Source organism: Streptomyces sp. NPDC048353 (assembly GCF_055587165.1).
Genome location: NZ_JBVJGU010000001.1, coordinates 243,969 through 262,195 on the forward strand (window position 1 = coordinate 243,969; position 18,227 = coordinate 262,195).

Annotated in this window: 15 protein-coding genes; 8 read left to right on the plus strand and 7 right to left on the minus strand. The window is 71.2% G+C overall.

What is annotated here, in order from left to right; translation table 11 throughout:
- Positions 1 to 2: 2 nt before the first annotated feature.
- Positions 3 to 713: a helix-turn-helix transcriptional regulator gene (locus ACZ6RC_RS01095; RefSeq protein ID WP_469578497.1), complete on the minus strand. Its 711-nt coding sequence runs from the start codon at positions 711 to 713 to the stop codon at positions 3 to 5.
- A 216-nt stretch (positions 714 to 929) separates the two neighbouring features.
- Here ACZ6RC_RS01095 and ACZ6RC_RS01100 point away from each other — a divergent pair, with 216 nt between their 5' ends.
- Positions 930 to 2,525 carry a vWA domain-containing protein gene (locus ACZ6RC_RS01100; protein ID WP_469578499.1) on the plus strand — a complete coding sequence of 532 codons (1,596 nt, stop codon included), beginning with the start codon at positions 930 to 932 and terminating at the stop codon, positions 2,523 to 2,525.
- 47 nt (positions 2,526 to 2,572) lie between these two features.
- Positions 2,573 to 3,040, plus strand: coding sequence for an anthrone oxygenase family protein (locus tag ACZ6RC_RS01105; protein WP_469578500.1), 468 nt, complete (start codon positions 2,573 to 2,575; stop codon positions 3,038 to 3,040).
- 40 nt (positions 3,041 to 3,080) lie between these two features.
- Here ACZ6RC_RS01105 and ACZ6RC_RS01110 read toward each other — a convergent pair whose 3' ends face one another.
- On the minus strand, positions 3,081 to 4,043 hold the full coding sequence (locus tag ACZ6RC_RS01110) for a ScbA/BarX family gamma-butyrolactone biosynthesis protein (RefSeq protein WP_469578502.1): 963 nt from the start codon (positions 4,041 to 4,043) through the stop codon (positions 3,081 to 3,083).
- 395 nt (positions 4,044 to 4,438) lie between these two features.
- Here ACZ6RC_RS01110 and ACZ6RC_RS01115 point away from each other — a divergent pair, with 395 nt between their 5' ends.
- The 4 genes from ACZ6RC_RS01115 to ACZ6RC_RS01130 all read left to right on the plus strand — a co-directional run bounded on the left by ACZ6RC_RS01115 (position 4,439) and on the right by ACZ6RC_RS01130 (position 8,294).
- Positions 4,439 to 5,125, plus strand: coding sequence for an HAD family phosphatase (locus ACZ6RC_RS01115; protein WP_391143351.1), 687 nt, complete (start codon positions 4,439 to 4,441; stop codon positions 5,123 to 5,125).
- 117 nt (positions 5,126 to 5,242) lie between these two features.
- Positions 5,243 to 6,013, plus strand: coding sequence for a glucose 1-dehydrogenase (locus ACZ6RC_RS01120; RefSeq protein WP_469578504.1), 771 nt, complete (start codon positions 5,243 to 5,245; stop codon positions 6,011 to 6,013).
- A gap of 182 nt (positions 6,014 to 6,195) precedes the next feature.
- The gene (locus ACZ6RC_RS01125) at positions 6,196 to 6,846 is read left to right on the plus strand and encodes a ScbR family autoregulator-binding transcription factor (RefSeq protein WP_391142905.1); all 651 of its coding nucleotides are present in this window, start codon (positions 6,196 to 6,198) and stop codon (positions 6,844 to 6,846) included.
- 584 nt (positions 6,847 to 7,430) lie between these two features.
- Positions 7,431 to 8,294: an AfsR/SARP family transcriptional regulator gene (locus ACZ6RC_RS01130; RefSeq protein ID WP_453614348.1), complete on the plus strand. Its 864-nt coding sequence runs from the start codon at positions 7,431 to 7,433 to the stop codon at positions 8,292 to 8,294.
- A 154-nt stretch (positions 8,295 to 8,448) separates the two neighbouring features.
- Here ACZ6RC_RS01130 and wrbA read toward each other — a convergent pair whose 3' ends face one another.
- The 5 genes from wrbA to ACZ6RC_RS01155 all read right to left on the minus strand — a co-directional run bounded on the left by wrbA (position 8,449) and on the right by ACZ6RC_RS01155 (position 14,669).
- The gene (gene wrbA / locus ACZ6RC_RS01135) at positions 8,449 to 9,066 is read right to left on the minus strand and encodes an NAD(P)H:quinone oxidoreductase (protein ID WP_391142901.1); all 618 of its coding nucleotides are present in this window, start codon (positions 9,064 to 9,066) and stop codon (positions 8,449 to 8,451) included.
- A gap of 131 nt (positions 9,067 to 9,197) precedes the next feature.
- The gene (locus ACZ6RC_RS01140; RefSeq protein ID WP_469578507.1) at positions 9,198 to 10,055 is read right to left on the minus strand and encodes an arylamine N-acetyltransferase family protein; all 858 of its coding nucleotides are present in this window, start codon (positions 10,053 to 10,055) and stop codon (positions 9,198 to 9,200) included.
- A gap of 44 nt (positions 10,056 to 10,099) precedes the next feature.
- Entirely contained in the window at positions 10,100 to 11,014 is a 915-nt protein-coding gene (locus tag ACZ6RC_RS01145) for an MIP/aquaporin family protein (RefSeq protein WP_469578508.1), read from the minus strand.
- A gap of 130 nt (positions 11,015 to 11,144) precedes the next feature.
- Positions 11,145 to 13,001, minus strand: a complete 1,857-nt coding sequence (asnB, locus tag ACZ6RC_RS01150) for an asparagine synthase (glutamine-hydrolyzing) (protein WP_469578510.1) — start codon at positions 12,999 to 13,001, stop codon at positions 11,145 to 11,147.
- 48 nt (positions 13,002 to 13,049) lie between these two features.
- Positions 13,050 to 14,669: a carboxylesterase family protein gene (locus ACZ6RC_RS01155; protein WP_391142893.1), complete on the minus strand. Its 1,620-nt coding sequence runs from the start codon at positions 14,667 to 14,669 to the stop codon at positions 13,050 to 13,052.
- Positions 14,670 to 14,968: 299 nt separating this feature from the next.
- Here ACZ6RC_RS01155 and ACZ6RC_RS01160 point away from each other — a divergent pair, with 299 nt between their 5' ends.
- Entirely contained in the window at positions 14,969 to 15,511 is a 543-nt protein-coding gene (locus ACZ6RC_RS01160) for an SRPBCC family protein (protein WP_453614362.1), read from the plus strand.
- A gap of 1,102 nt (positions 15,512 to 16,613) precedes the next feature.
- Entirely contained in the window at positions 16,614 to 18,053 is a 1,440-nt protein-coding gene (locus ACZ6RC_RS01165; RefSeq protein ID WP_469578512.1) for a multicopper oxidase family protein, read from the plus strand.
- Positions 18,054 to 18,227 lie beyond the last annotated feature (174 nt).

An 18,227-nucleotide genomic window follows, 5' to 3' on the forward strand; every position in this document is an offset into this window, starting at 1 on the left:
GCTCACAGCCAGCCTCTTCGAGCCGCTTCCGCGCCCGCGCGGAAGCGGCTCGTCGTGCCGAGGGCGTGCATCAGCTCGCCCACCCGGCGGCTGTACGTGCGCGGGGACATGCCGAGGCGGGCGGCGGCGGCCTCGTCCGTCAGCCCGGAGAGGAGGGCCTCCAGGACCGGACGGAGCTGGGGGGTCAGCTCGCGCGAGGGGGACGTCGCCCCGACCAGCTCCTCGCCCAGGTCCCAACTGACGTGATGGGCGCGGACCAGGGCCTGGACGACGACCGGGTCCCGGATCAGGAGCAGGCCGTTGTGGAGCAGCTCCAGATCCAGGGGGACGGCCGCGACCGTGCGGTCGACGACGATCATCTTGAAGGGGATCGTGTCCGTCATCCGCGCCTGGCCGGGCGTATCGACCATTCCCGCGACCAGTGCCAGGGCGTGCCGGGGCACGATCCGTCTGACCTCGCGGGCCTGCTCCGCCGCGGTCCGCATGCACGCTGCCGCCAACTCCAGGAACGCCTCGGGGATCGCTCGGCCCGCGGAGGCGGCCGGGTCGTCGAAGGTGAGCAGCTCGTGCCGCACCGAGGCCGTGAGGCCGGCCAGGGCGGCGCTGATCCGGCGCGTCCCGCGCACCGGGCGTCCCGGCGGCCGCTGCGCCTCGGGCGCGGCCCGGTCCATGGCCGACCGGGCGAGCATCACGGAGCCCGCAGTCTCTGACACCGCTCACCACCCCCGCCCGATCGGTGTGCCACTCCATGTACGCATGTGACTGCACACGGTGACAACCCCTGTTGAAAAGGATGGCGACTCCATGCCATGGCCGTCCACACCGCTCGCCGTTGCCGCATCGAGATCCTTCCGCAACCCTCCCGTCTGCTCCTTTCGTGCTCCGCGGACGTCCCATACACAAGTGCCGAGTCATGAGGGGGAGATGACATGCAGCGACGACGACGGGTGCGGCTCGCGGCCGGGATCCTGGCCGCCGGACTGTGGGTGACCGGGTGCGCGGGTGGATCGGGCGGCGAGGCCACGGCCGACCGGAGCGGGGGTGAACGGGCGCCGGTCGCCCCGGACGGGCGGCGCTCACCGGCCGCGCCCGATGCCCCCGCGCCCCCCGGGGAAGGGGCGGCCGAAGGGGAGCAGCGGTCGCGGCCGCCCGCCGCCGACTGGCTCTCCACCTTCGCGCTGGACGTGGACACCGCCTCGTACGGATACGCCCGCCGCACCCTGTCCGAGGGGAGGCTGCCCGACCCGGCGACCGTACGGCCGGAGGAGTTCGTCAACAGCTTCCGGCCCGACTACCCCCGGCCGAAGGACGACGGGTTCAGCGTGACCGTCGACGGCGGGCGGACCGGCGCCGAGGGGTGGTCGCTCGTCCGGGTCGGCCTCGCGACCCGGGCCGCCGACCGCCGGGGCGAACGCCCGCCCGCCGCCCTCACCTTCGTCGTCGACGTCTCCGGCTCCATGGCCGAGCCCGGCCGGCTCGACCTGGTCAAGGAGTCGCTGGGGCTCCTCACCGATGAGCTGCGCGACGACGACGCGGTCGCCCTGGTCACCTTCAGCGACCGGGCCGAGACCCGGCTGCGGATGACCCGGGTGGGCGGCGCCCGGGAGCGGATCCGCAGCGCGGTGGCCGAGCTGGCGACCTCCTCCTCCACCAACGTCGAGGCCGGGGTGCGCACGGGATACGACGTCGCCGTCGAGGGCCGCCGCGCGGGCGCCACCAACCGGGTGGTGCTGCTCTCGGACGCCCTCGCCAACACCGGTGACACGGAGGCGGAGTCGATCCTGAGCCGGATCGACGCCGAGCGCCGCAGCCACGGGATCACCCTCTTCGGGGTCGGGGTCGGCAGCGACTACGGCGACGCGTTCATGGAGCGGCTCGCCGACAAGGGCGACGGCCACACCACGTACGTCTCCACCCGCGAGCAGGCCCGCAAGGTCTTCGTGGAGCAGCTCCCCGGCCACGTCGAGCTGCGCGCGCGGGACGCCAAGGCGCAGGTCGCCTTCGATCCGGCGACCGTGGAGCGGTTCCGGCTGATCGGGTACGAGAACCGGGAGGTCGCCGACGAGGACTTCAGGAACGACCGGGTGGACGGCGGCGAGGTGGGCGCGGGGCACACCGTCACGGCGCTGTACGCGGTCAAGACGCGGCCCGGCCGGTCCGGTCGGCTGGCGACGGCGACGGTCCGGTGGCTCGATCCGGCGACCCGTGCCCCGCGGGAGCGGTCCGGCGCGATGGCGACGGGCGCGCTCGTCCCGTCCGTCTGGGCGCGGGGGCACGACAGCCTGCAGCTGACGGCCGTGGCCGCGTACTTCGCCGATGCGCTGCGCGGCGGCGACCTGCCGGGCGCGCCGCCGCTTTCCCGGCTCGCGGAGCACGCGGGCGGGATCGCCGAGCGGGGGGACTCGAAGGTGGTCCGTGAGCTGGCGGAGTCGATCCGGCGGGCGGACCGCCTCGGGGCGGCCCGCGTCCGTACGGACGCGGATCCGGGGGCGGGAGCGGAATCCGGGGATCCGTACAGCGGTTGATCCACAGGTGCTGCGGGCGGGCCGTGCGTGCCCCCATGATGGGGCCCATGGCCACCCTGCTGCTCGCTCTCGCCGTCGCCTCGACCGGGCTCTACGCCGGTTTCATGCTGATCTTCCGCACCGGGATCATGCCGGCCCTGGCCCGGCTGGACGACGCCGCGTTCGTCGACGCGATGCGCCGGATCAACGAGTACGTTCCCAAGCCGGTGTTCCTGGTGGTGTTCCTCGGGGTCGTGGCCTTCCCGGTCGCCGCCTTCCTCGTCCCCGAGGACGGGCGGACGCGGACGGGGACGTGGCTGGTCCTGGCCGGGCTCGTCTGCGCCGTCCTCAACCACCTGGTCACGATCGGCGGCAACATCCCGCTCAACACCGCGCTGGCCGCCTCGGAGAGCACCGGCGAGTCGCCGACGACCGTCCGGGCGGCCTTCGAGAAGCGGTGGAACGGCTTCCATCTGATCCGTACGGTGCTGATCACCGCGGCGTTCGGGCTGCTGACCGCCGCGGCGGTCGCCTGACCCGGGCCGCCGGGCCCGCACCCGTCGGTGCCCGGAGGGCTCAGTTCCGGGTGGGCAGGGCGGTGACCGCGGTGATCGCGGTGAAGAGGAGTTCGCCGTCCTGCCGCCCGATGACCCGGACCAGACGCTCGCTGCTGCCCGGGTAGTTCACGGCCGGCTCGGTCCCGATCACGCAGGGGCTGCCGAACTCCGCGTACCGGTGGAAGGTGGAGTCCATCGCGGTCGGCATCACCACCTGCCCCTCGGGGGCGAGCGAGTGCACCGCCTGGCGGGCCGCCTCCAGGAGGACCATGCCGGGGATGTGGTCGCCGGGGTGATCGAAGAGGACGGGGTGGCGGGTGTCGACCCGCAGCCGCCAGCGGTCGGGCCGGCCGGCCGGGGTGAGCACCACGTCGAAGTCGTCGACGCGGCCGACCGTGCGCGGTTCCACGGGCGCGGTCGGCGGCGCGGAGGCGGTGGGCGGCGCGTCGAGCCGGTCGGCGCGCAGCCGGCGGTAGACCTCGGGGCTGGTGCAGGTGTAGCGGGCGTCGCCGGTGGCCAGCGTGCGGCCGTTCTCGCTGATGACGACCTCGTAGGCGAGCCCGGTCAGGCGTCCGGCGCGCCGGCGTATGTCGGAGCAGTACACGTCGAGGCGCAGGTCGGCGGGTGCCTCACCCACACTCAACGCGCCGGGCACGACGCGGTAGTTGAGCTCCCACATGAGGAACTGGTGGCCGAGGGGGACGCCGAACCCGGCGTGGGCGAGCAGCGCGCCGACCTGCCGGATCGTTTCGGCGGCCATCATCGGGTCGTAGTGCGTACGCCCGAGCGGGGCGAAGAAGGCGTGGGTGCGTGGCCATTGGGCGCTCAGGGTGAAGTGTGCCTCGTCCGTACGGGACCATTCGGCGGTCAGGAAGACCTCGGCGAGCGCGGCCCGGTGGACGTACTCGCGGGGAGCCGTCGTGGTGAGCCGGGAGAGGTGTTCGGTGTCCACGATGTCGCTCGGAGCGGGCGTCTGCAGCATGAGATCCCTCAACTAGGGGCCTACTAAGAAGATTCGGACAATCAGCAGGCGGAAAGTACGAACTCATGGGTCTGTTTGACAAGCGTCCGAGTACAGTTCTGTCAGGTCGGTGCGCGACCGGTACGAAAAACGGCCGCGGGTCGCGCAGGGCCCCGTGAGGCGGTCACGGGCTCAACGGCGCCTGTCAGCACGGCGGATGTCCGGTTCGTGAGACCCCAGGGTTCACGAAGGAGGTTGCTTCGGGTATCTTCCAGGCTGCCGGAAATCTGTACCGCTAGGTTTGTTTCTCGGAACCCCGAGACGCCGGTTCGAGTGGGTGCGTCACGATCCGAGCGATTCGCCCCGGTAAGACCGGCTCGCCGATCGGCTGTCCCTGGGAGACCACCGTGGAACCTCTGCGTCAGATACGCCTCGCGGCCGTCAACATCGACGGCGTCCTGCTCAACGACACGTTCAGCCCGGTCATCCACCACTTCGTCACCAGCCGCGGCGGGCGCTACGACGCGACGGTCGAGCGGGAGGTCTTCTCCCAGCCCCAGCTCGTCGCGGCCAAGGCCCTCGGCGCCGCCGCCGGGCTCGACGCGAGCCCCGAGGCGGTCCTGACCGCCTACTTCGAGGAACGCGCCCGCCATCTGGCCGAGGATCCGCTGCGGTTGCTCGACGGCGCGGTCGAGCTGCTGCTGCGGCTGCGCGGCCTGGGCCTGCGGACGGTCTGTTACGGCGGACTGGACAAGAGCCACTTCGACCGCCATCTGGGGGAGTGGGCGCACCTGTTCGACGGCCCCGGCTACGTCTGCACCAACGACTTCCGCCCCGGCCTGCACGAGATCACCACGGAGATCTTCGGTCTCCGCCACGACCAGGCCCTGTTCATCGACGACGTCGCGCGCGTCGCCGAGGCCGCCCAGGAGCTGGGTATCCCCTTCATCGGCCACCCCGGCGACTTCGCGTACGGTTTCCAGGGCGAACTGATGCGCGCCGCGGGCGTCCGGCACCTGGTGCGCTCGCTCGACGAGATCGACGAGCCCCTGCTGCGGACCCTCGACGACGAGGCCGCCACCGGTCGCCCACGGAACCGCTGAGGCCTCCGTGGCGTATGTACACGAAGCCACCTGGAGGGCCGGCATGAAGCCGACGGCGGGTCCGACGTCCCGCCGCCGGCCGCCGGCCGTCCACCTGCCGAGGGAGACGACAGTCCCATGACCACCGACCATCGCCTGCTGACCGACAAGGTCGCCCTGATCACCGGAGCGAGCAGCGGAATCGGAGCGGCCGCCGCCCGGGTCTTCGCCCGGGAGGGCGCCCGGGTCGTCCTCGCCGCCCGCCGCGAGGACAAGCTCAAGACCGTGGTCGCCGACCTGCGCGAACAGGGCTTCGAGGCCGAGTACGTGGTCACCGACATCACCCGACGCGAGGACACCCGGGCCGCCGTGGCACACGCCGTCCGGACCTTCGGCCGGCTCGACCTCGCCTTCAACAACGCCGGTTGGGGCACCCCGCGCGAGCCCCTGCACGAGATGGACGACGACCTCTACGACAGCATCATGGACGTCAACGTCCGCGGCACCTGGAACTGCCTGCGGGACGAGATAGCGGCCATGCTGCCCACCGGAGGCGGCGCGATCGTCAACAACAGCAGCGTCGGCGGTCTGCTCGCCACCCCGGTCGCCGCCCCCTACGTCGCCGCCAAGCACGCCGTCATCGGACTGACCAAGGCGGCCGCCGCCGAGTACGCCGCCCAGGGCATCCGCGTCAACGCGGTGGCCCCCGGGACGACCCGTACCGAAGTGGTCAGCGCCTGGTTCGACGCGGTCCCCGGGGTCGAGGCCGCCCTGCACGCCGCCACGCCCCAGCCCCGTACCGCCGAGCCCGAGGAGATCGCCGAGGCGGCGGCCTGGCTCTGCAGCGGCCGAGCGTCGTTCGTCACCGGCGTCACCGTGCCGGTGGACGGCGGCTTCACGATGGTGTGACCGCCATGACGACCCGTGCTCTGACGGGCTCCGCGAGCGGCCGGACGGCACGTGCGGGACGGCTTGTGCCCCCTGCACGTATCCGTCCATACTTGCTGTTTTCAACTGTGAAGTGCGAGCAGGCACGGAGCGAGCGCGAGCGCCCCGAGGGGCTTCGGGCTATGAGAGGGACGTGAACCCCGATGGCGAAGCAGGATCGCGCGATTCGGACGCGCCAGGCGATCTTGGAAGCGGCCGCCACCGTCTTCGACGAGCGTGGTTACGAAGCCGCGAAACTCTCCGACATCCTGCAGCTCGCCCAGGTCACCAAGGGTGCGCTGTACTTCCACTTCGACTCCAAGGAAGACCTCGCGCACGCCGTCATCGACGCCCAGGTGTCGACGGCGCCGATGCCCATGCCGCAAGTGTCCAAGCTGCAGGAGTTCGTCGACATCGGCATGGTGTTCGCCCACCGGCTGACCCACGACGGCCTGCTGCGCGGGAGCGTGCGCCTCACCCTCGACCAGGGCGGGCACGAGCTCAACCGCAGCGGGCCCTACCGCGAGTGGACCGACCTCAACCTCAAGGTTCTCGACGAGGCCAAGCGGCGCGGTGAACTGCTGCCGCACGCCGACCCGGAGGAGGTGGCCCCGCTCGTCGTGGGCTCCTACGCCGGACTGAACCTGATGACCCAGGCCCTGGGCAGCAACCGGTCCGAGATGGACCGCTGGGCCTCGGCGCTCTACCGCCACGTGCTGCCCAGCATCGCCGTGCCCGCCGTCCTCGCGATGCTCGACATGGAGCCCGGCCGGGGCGCCCGCGCGCTGCGCGCCGCGGAGGCGGCGGCGGGCTAGGGCGTGTTTCGAAAGTCCCGTCTGGCCGGGAACGCCTGGCACGTACTCCCCCGTAGCCCCTCGGGCACGGGAGGTGCCCCCACGCTGCGTTGTCGGTCGTCGGCGCAGCCCGCTGCGCTCTCTCCCCCTGCGCCTGGCGGCGCGGGAGGTGCCCCCACCCTCCGCCTGCGATCGCACGCACCAGACGCCTCCGGTCCCGCCCTGCGGGCGGACGACGCTACTTTCGAAACACGCCCTAGACCCGGCGCCCGGGGGTCACGCTCCGTGAACCCGGCATGACATTTGTATGGTTTGAAACCATACCCCTGCGCTGGTTTTCTGAGGATGACACGAACCCGCCATCTCCTGGTCGTCACGAATCAATGACGGAAAGCGTACCCGTGAGTCCAGATCTTGGACGCGCGGGTACGTTTTCTTCTCTCGTTCACGGATTCTTGATGTCGTCAGACCCCTGTGAACCGGGGCAAACCTGGCGGAACGTCGAGTCCGAGTTTCCGTACCCCGCGGTTTCTTATTGACATGCCTCCCGGTCTCTTTTCTAATCGTCCAGGGCCTTAGCCGCGCACAGACACTGAGGGGGCAAAGTGGACGTCCGGATCCTGGGGGGACTGTCAGTACGCGAGAACGGGGTGTCGATCACTCCGACGGCTGCCGCACCGAGGCAGCTGCTCGCACTGCTGGCGGCCAAGGCCGACCAGGTCGTACCCGTGACCGTCCTGATGGAGGAGCTCTGGCCGTCCGGGGCGCCGCGCGGCGCACGTGTCGAACTCCAGTCCCACATCATCGATCTGCGGGCTCTGATCACGACCGCGCTGCCCAGCGCCGAGCCGCCGGCCACCGGCACCGCCTGGCTGGAACGGCGGACCGCCGAGTCGGTCCTCGTCTCGCTGCCCGGCGGCTACCGCCTCGACACGGGCGGCGGCTCCAACGACGCCTGGCAGTTCGAACGGGCGGCCGGCGCCGGCTACCGCGCCATGGAGGCCGGTGACCTCCAGCGCGCGGCGCGCCGCCTCGGCGACGCGCTCGCCCTGTGGCGCGGCGAACCGTACGCGGGAGTCGCGGCCGGACCCCATCTGCGCACCGAGATCGAGCGCCTGGAGGCCTCCCGGCTGAGCGCCCTCGACCAGTGGGTCGAGGCGCAGCTCCGGCTCGGCCGCCACTTCGAGATGATCTCCGACCTGTCCGAACTCGTCGCGCAGTACCGCACCAACGAGCCGCTGCACGGGCAGTTCATGGTCGCCCTGCTGCGCTGCGGCCGCCAGGACGAGGCGCTGGAGGTCTACCAGCGGCTCCGCAACGGATTGAAGAAGGAGACCGGCATGGAGCCGTCCGCGCGGCTGCGCAGGCTCCAGCGCTCGATCCTGACCGTCCGTGACGTGGCCCGGCCGGCCTTCGGCCGCCAGACCTCCGCCCGGCCCCGACTGGTGACCGCCGGAGCGTTCGGCTGAGACCGGACGCCGTCCGGGCCGGGGAGCTCCGTGGCCGGGGCACTCCAAGGCCGAAGGATCCGGCCGACATGACGTGCCATCACGGCGACTCGCGAAGTCGCCGAAGGGGCGGGACGCCCGAAGCGTCCCGCCCCTTCACGTGTGTCCGCGGCCGTCAGACGGCGGCGAAGCCCTTCTTCAGGGCGGTGGCGATCTCGACGGCGCGACGGGTCTGGAACTCGATCGCGGCCAGGTTCTCGCCCGCCACGTTGTTCGCCTCGTTCGCCGAGACGCTGCTCGTGCCGTACGGGTTGCCGTTGGCGGGGGCGAACTGCACCGGGTCGGCGTAGCCGGGCGCCACGATGACCGCACCCCAGTGGTAGAAGGTGTTGTTCAGCGCCAGCAGCGTCGACTCCTGGCCGCCGTGCGCGGTCGACGTCGAGGTGAACGCCGAGGCGACCTTGTTGACCAGCTTGCCCTGCGCCCACAGGCCACCGGTGGTGTCGATGAACTGCTTGACCTGGGCGGCGGGCAGACCGAAGCGGGTCGGCGTGCCGATCAGCACGACGTCGGCCCACTCCAGGTCCTCCGGCGAGGCGACCTCGATGTCGCGGGTGGCCTCGACGTGGTCGGCCCACTCCTGCTTCGTCTCGATCACCGACTGCGGGGCCAACTCCGCCACCTTGCGCAGCCGCACCTCCGCACCGGCCTTCTCCGCGGCGTTCGCGGCGGCGGTGGCCAGCGCGTGGACGTTGCCGGTGGACGAGTAGTAGATGACTGCGACGTTGGTCATGACAGACCTGCTCCTTGACTTCGGAATGACGGGCACCGGCTGAACGGAAGGGCCCGTTCGCGACCTTCTCCGAACGTTACGGCGGCGATCCACGGGCCCGGGGAAAGTCCGTCAAGTCCCACCCCTGGATGTCACTTTCCGGCGAAGAACCGCAGCAGAAGCCGCTCGTCCTCGTCGGTCAGTTCGATCCCGAACAATTCGTCCAGCGCGCACACCGTCTCGGCCGCGCTCAGCTCGCGCTGCTCCACCCGCCCGTCGGCGTACCGGAGCTCCAGCGTCTTGTCCCGCAGCAGCCGGCGCTCCTTCTCGGTCTCCTTCTGGGCGACGAGCTGACCCACGAACGGCGAGCCGGGCCGGGTGGAGGAGAGGTAGTGAGCGGCCTCGAAGTCGATCCGGAACTGCGGTTCCTGCCGGAAGCTGTACATGTCGAACCAGCCGTCGCCCTCCGGGATGCGGACCACCCAGTCCGGACCCTCCGCCACCAGCCGCCACGTCCAGTCGGCGACCGTCGAGGTCGCCCCGTCCTCCAGCGGCAGCGCCTCCATCAGCCCGCTGTAGCCGTATCCGGCGTCGGCCAGCCAGACCCGGTCGTCGGCCCGGACCAGCAGCACCGTGTGCGTACGGAACCGGCGCCGGGTCTCCCCCTGCCGGATGCGGGCGAGGAGCCGGGTCACCGGGAAGCCGAGCCGGTCGAGCGCCGCGGCGAGCAGGAGGTTGTTCTCGTAGCAGTAGCCGCCGCGTCCCGCCCGGACCAGCTTGTCCTGGATCCGGCCGAGGTCCAGGGAGACCGGGCGGCCGAGCGCGATGTCGAGGTTCTCGAACGCGATCGCGGACATGTGCCCGCGCAGCACCCGGTGCAGCGTGTCGGCGGTGGGCGTGCGCGGCCCGGTGAAGCCGATCCGCGCGAGATACGCGTCGAGGTCGAGCAGGTCGGTCTGCCACTCCGGGTCGGTCTCCACCGCCACGGGCAGTCCGTACGTTCCCCACATGGTTCTCTCCGTCTTCCTGGATCGGTCGGGCTCTCGGGTCTCGGTCAGATGCGGTGCGGGTCGTCCCACAGGAACTCCGGCGGGATCGTGTCGGGACACACCGTCCCCTCGGCGGCGGCGGCCGGGGCGGCCACCGGCGGCGGGAAGGGAGGCGGCGGCACGGGGGCGGCGGGAATGCCGATGTCCACGGGGAGGACATCGGCGACGGTCGGCGGGGCGAGGGGCGGCCTGAGCGCCGCCGCGAGCCCGGCCGCGAGCGCCGCGCCCAGCACCGGACCGATCAGATAGGCGGTCAGAAAGCCGTAGTTCCCGGCCCACAGCGCCGGCCCGAACTGCCGCGCCGGATTGACCGAACCACCCGACATGGGTCCGAGGATCATGATGAAGCCGGTGATGCACAGCCCGACGACCCCGGGTATCAGCCACTCCCACCGGGGCCGTATCAGCAGCGCGGCGACCAGGGTCATGCAGATCAGCTGCCCCACCGTCTCGGCGGTCAGGACGCCCCAGAACCCCCAGTCGGGCTGCGGCGCGACGGCCGCCCAGCCGACCTGCGGCAGCCCGACGTCGGCCCCCCACACCAGACGGGCGAGCCCCACCCCGGCCACCGCGCCGGTCATCTGCGCGACGCAGAACGGCAGCACGTCCCGGCCCGGGAAGACGCGCAGCAGCCAGAGCCCGATGCTCACCGACGGGTTCATGTGCCCGGCCGTCTTGCGGCTCATCGAGTAGTGGATGATCGCCGTGTTGACGACGCCGAAGAAGATTCCGAGCGCGACGAAGGCCGCACGTCCCCGCAGTACGGAGCCGAGCGGCGCGTCCGGGGCGAAGATCCACCGGGCCGTGGTGACGATCAGGAACAGGATCCCGGCCGTGATCAGGAACTCCAGGACGACGGTGCGGGCGCGCGGCGAGAGGGTCGACCGGCGGGCGGCACGGTGACGACTAGTGTTGGTCATGGTGACCAGCTCCCAGCTGTGATGCGGTTGGAACGGGTGGCGCCGGTGGTGCGAGGCGTACACATGCGTCCGCGGCGCCGCATCCGGCCGGGAGGCCGAACACGACGCCGCAGCAGGGCGAGAGCGCGGGTCAGAGCTGGATGCGGACCTCATAGGCGAGCGCCCAGGCGTTGAACTCGACCAGCCGCTCCATCACCGCCCGGGTGCCCCAGAGCCCGCCGAGCGCCGCGTACTCCTCCAGCGGCTTGTCCAGGAGCTTCTGGATCCCCTCGCGCGGGACGAGCCGGAGCACCGGCGAGCCGTCGGCGAGCAGCGCCTCGACCTTGGCGCGCAGCGCGGTGACGTACTCGACGTCCTGCGTGGACGGGTACGGGCTCTTCTTGCGCTCCAGAACCGACTGGGGCAGCACGTGCGCGGCGGCCGCGCGCAGCAGGCTCTTCTCCCGGCCGTCGAAGTTCTTCATCTCCCACGGCACGTTGTAGACGTACTCGACGAGCCGGTGGTCGGTGAACGGGACGCGGACCTCCAGGCTGGTGGACATCGAGATCCGGTCCTTGCGGTCCAGCAGGAACTTCTCCCAGTGCGTGATGTTGAGCCAGGTCAGCTCCTTCATCCGCTCCTCGTGCCGGGAGTCGCCGGCGAGCCGCGGCACCGCCTCCAGGGACTCGGTGTACCGCCGCTTGACGTACTCCTCCAGGGAGAGCCGGTCCCAGAGACCGATCTCCTTGATCGTGTCCAGGCCGCCGAGCCGCCGCCAGGCGTCGTACCACGGGAAGGTGTCGCCGTTGACGGCCTCCTCGTCGAAGAACCAGTTGTAGCCGCCGAAGATCTCGTCGGCCGCCTCACCCGAGAGCGCCACCGTGACGCGCTCCTTGAGCGCCTTGCACAGGTGGTAGAGGGAGTGCTCCATGTCGCCGGTGGAGACCGGCAGGTCCTGCGCGCGCAGCACCGCGGACCGGACGCCCTCGTCGAGGATGTCGCGGTTCTCCAGCTCGACGATGACGTGCTCGGCGCCGGACTGCTCGGCCACGTCGACGGCGTACGGAGTGTCCGGGTCCATCCAGATGCCGTTGTCGCGGAAGGTCTTGCCGTGGTCCTTGAAGTCGATCGAGAAGGCGGTGATCTTCTCGTCGGAGCCCTGGTCGCGCAGCACCTTCGCGGCGATCGCCGTCACCGCGCTGGAGTCCAGGCCGCCGGAGAGCAGCGTGCCGACCTTCACATCGGCGATCAGCTGGCGCTCGATGATGTCCTCGAGCAGCTCGCGGACCTTCGCGATGGTGGCGTCCAGGTCGTCGGTGTGCGGACGGGCCTGGAGCGTCCAGTAGGTGCGGGTGGTCGTGCCCGTCCGGGAGAAGCGGACGACGGTGCCCGGGACGACCTCGTGCATGCCCTTGAAGACGGCGTGGCCGGGGGTGTTGATGATGGCGAAGATCTCCGCCAGGCCCTCGGCGTCGACCACGGCCTCGGCGTCGGGGTGGGCGAGGATCGCCTTCGGCTCGGAGCCGAAGAGGACGCCGTCGGCGGTCGGGTAGTAGTAGAGCGGCTTGACGCCCATCCGGTCGCGGACCAGGAGGAGTTCCTCCGCACGCGGGTCCCAGATGGCCAGCGCGTACATGCCGTTGAGGCGCTCGGCGAACTCCTCGCCCCACTCCAGATAGGCGCGCAGCACGACCTCGGTGTCCGACGAGGTGCGGAACTCGTGCCCGAGCCCGGCCAGTTCGTCCTTCAGCTCGCGGAAGTTGTAGACCTCACCGGTGTAGATGAGGACGGGCCGGCTGTCGTCGCCGGGGACGGCGTGCATGGGCTGCCGGCCGTTCTCCAGGTCGATGATGGAGAGACGGCGGTGCCCCAGGGCGGCGTGGCGCGAGAGCCAGATGCCGCCGTCGTCCGGGCCCCGGCACTCCAGGGTCCGGGTCATGGCCTCGGTGGTGTCGCCGCCGAGCGTCAGATCGCGGTCGTAGGCGACCCAGCCGGTGAGTCCGCACATGGCGCCTCAGGTCCTTTCCTCGAAAAACGGTGAGCGGGGTGTACGGAGTCAGGTGCGGGCGGGGCGGGCCGGCGCGGGGACCGGGACCCAGCCCGCGGTGTCCCAGTGGGCGAGCTGGCGCGGCGCGGAGCGCTCGCCGATCTCGGCCACCCGCGCGCCGCCCAGGAGCAGCGTGCTGGGCCGGTCCGGCGAGAACACCGGGACGGTCGGCGCGTTCGGGCTGCTCGGTGCCCCGCCGCGGGCGAAGGAGGAGATCAGGTCGATGAAGGTGTCGGAGACCAGGCGCTCCAGCGGCCCGTCGCCGTACTGCGGGGCGTTGACCGCGGAACCGTACGTGCCGAACAGGAACTTGGAGGTGGCCTCGTGCGGGGTGCCGGTCAGCGGCGGCGCCACCGGGTGGGCGAACTCCATCAGATAGCTGGGGACGGTGGGCCGTTCCCTGGCCTGGCGCTCGGCGAGCCGGGTGATCTGGAAGCGGAAGAGGCTGTCGCCCCAGATCGCCCCCCAGATCGAGACCGGGTCCTGGGGCAGCCCGTCGATGGAGGCGGCCCGGCGGTACGCCGAGATGGCCGCGTCGACCTCCGTGTCGGCGACGTGGACCGCGCCCTTGTGGAGCACGGCCCGGACCGCCGTCCGCAGGCTCTCGTCGTCGGTGGGGTGCGGGCCGGGGAAGGGATAGCCGGGTCCGGTGGTGAAGAAGGTGCCCTCGGTGCGGCCGTAGATCGACAGCGTCGGCAGGTCCGGGGTGGGCAGTTCGTAGTCGTGGCCGAGCATCCACCGGCCGTCGACGACCGGGCCCTGGTACTCGCGCCAGGTGGATATCTCGCGGTCCGTGGGGCTGCCGGAGAAGATCTTCTCCCAGGTGTCCTTCAGTCGGTCGGCCGGCACCGCGCGCAGGCCCCGCACGGTGGTGCCGAGCTTGCGGGCGACCAGCTCGAAGACCCGGTGGGAGTCCTCCGGGCTCATCGAACTGGCCGGTTCCCAGACGTGCTTGACGCTGATCGGGACGATCCGCTTGATGATGCCGCGCAGCTCCGGAAGGAGGCCGAGCTGCCAGGTCGAGGAGCCGCCCGCGGAGGTGCCGACGAGCGTGATGTTGTCCGGGTCGCCGCCGAAGGCCGCGGCGTTGCGCCGCACCCACCGCACCAGCGCCACCTGGTCCTGGAGGCCCCAGTTGGAGTATCCGCCGGTCTGCCCGTCCACCAGATCCCGGTGCAGGCCCCAGCCCAGGGCGCCCAGACGGTAGTTGAACGTCACGACGACCATGTCGCCGTGGGCGGAGGGCCGGGCGCCGTCGAAGTCCGGCTCGCTGCCCGCGCCGAGGAACCAGCCACCGCCGTGGATGTAGATCACGACCGGCCGGGAGCCCCGCGTGTCGGGGGTCCAGACGTTGGCGTAGAGGCTGTCCTCGCTGGAGCCCGGCAGATACGACTGGTACGAGACGGGACCGAACGCGGTCGCGTCCCGCACCCCGCTCCAGGGGGTCACCGGACGCGGCGAGCGGTAGCGCAGCGCGCCGACCGGGGGAGCGGCATAGGGGACCCCGCGGAAGACGGACAGACCGCCGGCCCGCTCGCCCCTGATGAGACCGCCGCCGACCCGGGTGACGACACCCGTGGCCTCCGCGGTGGACGCGGTGCCGGCGGCGGCCGCGCCCGGCACGGTCACCGCGGTCGCCACTGCTGCGGCGGCCGCGACGACCGTACGTCTCCGCGGACTGTAAGGCGGCTCATGTCCAACTCCCGACCGGTCCATAAACAAAACTCCCCGGGTATGCGAATGCCGAAAGACGGCACGTCGAAGAGTGACGACGCTGCGAGGGTGCCGTACGCCCCTGGCCCGGCCAATGCGCTTCGGCGTACTCAGTCAGGTCAGTCGCCGCGGGGGTGTCGGGCCATGTCACGGTGACCTGACGGATTCACTCGTGAACCTTTGAGCACACTCGGGGGGATCGGCAGGATCCAGGCATGACAACGTCGATTCTGGACTCCCGCCCCCTTTTCGATCTGGGTGCCGAGATTCACATCGCGGCCTCCGCCGACAAGATCTACTCGATCGTCAGTGACATGAAGCGGCATTCCGAGTGGAGCTCGGAACTCCAAGACGGAAAGTGGCTGTCCGGAGAGCCGGGCCAGGTCGGCTCGATCTTCGAGGGAGAGAACTTCCGCAGCGACGACATCGTGTCGTGGGCTCCGCTCATCCGCGGAATCTGGCACACGAAGTCGGAAGTGCTGGAGACGACTCCGGGCCGCGCGTTCCGCTGGAAGATCCACTCGAAGACGGGTGCTCCGCAGGAACTCACCTGGTCGTTCCTCATCGAGCCCGCGGAGGACGGGGCCACGCTCTCGCAGACCTTCCGCATGGGATACGCCTCGCCCGGAATCCATGAGATCACCAAGGACATGGACGAGGACGGGAAGCGGAAGTTCATCGCGGACTGGACCGAGAAGATGACGCGGGACGTCACCGAGACGCTGGGCAAGATCAAGGTCGTCGTCGAAAAGGACTGACGCGCGCGACCGCGTTCCGGGAAACGGATTTCGGGGTCGGTCGCCTGGCCGGCGGCCGCCCGCACTGTGCCGGCGTCCGCATTGTGCCGGTGTCCGCACCCCGAATTCCCGGAACCTCCTTGCCTGCCCGGCCGGCCCCGGCCCTTGCAGGCCCCTGGGCCCGTCCGCCTGAGGGGTGCTGGGACGGGGCCGGCGCAGGGCGGAGGGGCTGGCGGCCCCGATTCCGTGCGGCCGAGGGCCCGCGTCGGCCGGGCCTCCGATGACCTGGGCCGATGTCCCCGCACCCGTACGACCACCACCACCTGGCTTCAGCAGAAGCTTCCGGCCCCGCGGGCGGGGGTGCGCGCCGACGTCCGGGCCTCCGCGCGACTGTGCCGGGAGCTCGGCGCTCCGCCCGGCGGCCGAGGCCGTTCGAGGCGCGCCTCGGCGCCGCCAGGACCGCGTACCGCGCACGCCTCGGGCCCGTCTGACCAGCGGCCGAGGCAATCCGGGCCGGTGTGACCGTGAGCCGACCCCGGCCGGTCCCGTGCGGGCCGCCGGTGGTCGGGCCCGACCCGCCGCGACCGTCGTGCCGGACGCCACCGGCCCGCCCGACCCGCGGCCGAGAAGGCCGACCGAGCGACCGCCGGCCGGGCGCAGCCGGACGCTGTACGACCCGGGCGGGCCCGCCCGGCCCGTTCGGGGCCGCTCACGTGCCGGGCCGCCTGAGTCCCGGCCCCCTCGTACGTAAACCGTCACGAACCCCGCCGAGCCTCCGGCCCGGACCTGCCGGGCCGTCCCCGCGGCTTCCGGCCCCTGACCTGCGGAGCCGCCTCCCCCGTGGCTCCTGCCCCGCCAGCGGGTCCGCCCTACAACCTCCGGCCCCTGGCCCGCGGAGTCGTCCCCCGTGGCTCCCGCCCCGCCGGCCGGTCCGTCCCCCGCGGCTTCCGGCCCCACAAGCTCGGTCCGCGTGCACGCGCGGGCCGTGAAACACCCGGGTCCGCCCTTGTCGGCGGGGCCGGGGACCCCCACACCCCCACGCTCCCCCCCCACGTCCCCCCACGCCCACAGCACGGAGATACGGGCGCGCGAACCACGCGCGTCCTTGACGAGGGGAATCCCCATGCTTTCCAGACGACGGTTCATCGGTGCCTCCCTGGCGACAGGCGGCACTCTGGCCACCGGCGCAGCCCTGACCCCGCTGCTCGGATCGGCGTCGGCCTCCGCCGCCGACGCGACCGCCGTCGCGTTGTTCACCCAGCCGATGCCCCTGCCACAGGTCATCGCGCCCAGCTCCACCGCCAACGGCGTGGACACCTACAACATCTCGATCAAGCGGACCAGCAAGGAGATCCTGCCCGGCAAGTGGACCGAGGTCTTCACCTTCAACGGCGGCTTCCCCGGGCTCATCCGGGCCACGTCCGGCCGCCCGGTCGTCATCAACCAGTACAACAAGCTCACCATGCCGGCCTCGATCCACCTGCACGGCGGCCACGTGGCCCCGGAACACGACGGCGACCCGATGGCCACCATCGAGCCCGGCGGCGTCCGGACGTACCACTACCCCAACCAGCAGGCGCACGCCCCGCTCTGGCTCCACGACCACGCCCACCACATGGAGAGCGAGCACGTCTACCGCGGACTCTCCGCGTTCTACCTGCTCAGCGACGCCCAGGAGAAGGCGCTCCCGCTGCCCACCGGTCCCTACGACGTGCCGATCATGCTCCGCGAGGGGCACTTCGACGACAAGGGCCGGCTCGTCTACACCATGGACGACTTCCGTAGTCGGTCCACCATCATCGCCAACGGCAAGGCGTGGCCGTATTTCCAGGTCACCGCCCGGAAGTACCGCTTCCGGCTGCTCAACTCCACCAACCTGCGGTTCTTCACCCTCCGACTCGCGGACGGGTCGCCGTTCATCCAGATCGGCTCCGACGGCGGCCTCCTGGAGAGACCTTTCTCCACCGACACCGTCGCCCTCTCGCCCGGCGAGCGCGCCGAGGTCGTCATCGACTTCTCCCGCTATCCCGCCGGCACGAAGCTCGTCCTGGAGAACACCGAGGGCCCCGGGCCCGCCGAGCTGACCGGCAAGGTGCTCCGCTTCGACGTGGTGAAGACGACGACCGACTCCAGCTCCGTGCCCGCCACGCTGCGCACGCTGCCCCCGCTGCCGGCCGTCACCGGCCACCGGACCGTCGTCATGAGCATGGACGAGGACGGGCGCCCCCACCCGCAGGGCTACATGGACGGAAAGATCTACGACCACAACCGCGTCGACAACACCGTGCCCTGGGGAGGTTCGGAGATCTGGACGGTGACCAACAGCAACCAGGCCATTCCGCACAACTTCCATATTCACCTCGTTCAGTTCCGCGTATTGGAACGGAACGGAAATCCGCCCGGCCCGGCCGAGGCGGGACTCAAGGACACGATCCGGGTCATGCCCGGCGAGACGGTGAAGTTCCAGGCAACCTTCGACAGCTATCGCGGAAAGTACCTGTACCACTGCCACATGCTCGACCACGCGGCCATGGGAATGATGGCCCAGATGGAAATCGTGTGAACGCGGCGAGAACCGGAGTACGCGCCGGCGCGTGAAGCCGAGGGAATGCGCGGGCGAAGTGACGGGTGAAACCCGCCCGACACGCCGCGTACGACAGCGCAAACGCACGCGAACCGGGACTCCGTCCGACCTGATGGATTCTCGGCCCACTTGACGGAGTGCGGCCCGCGGCAT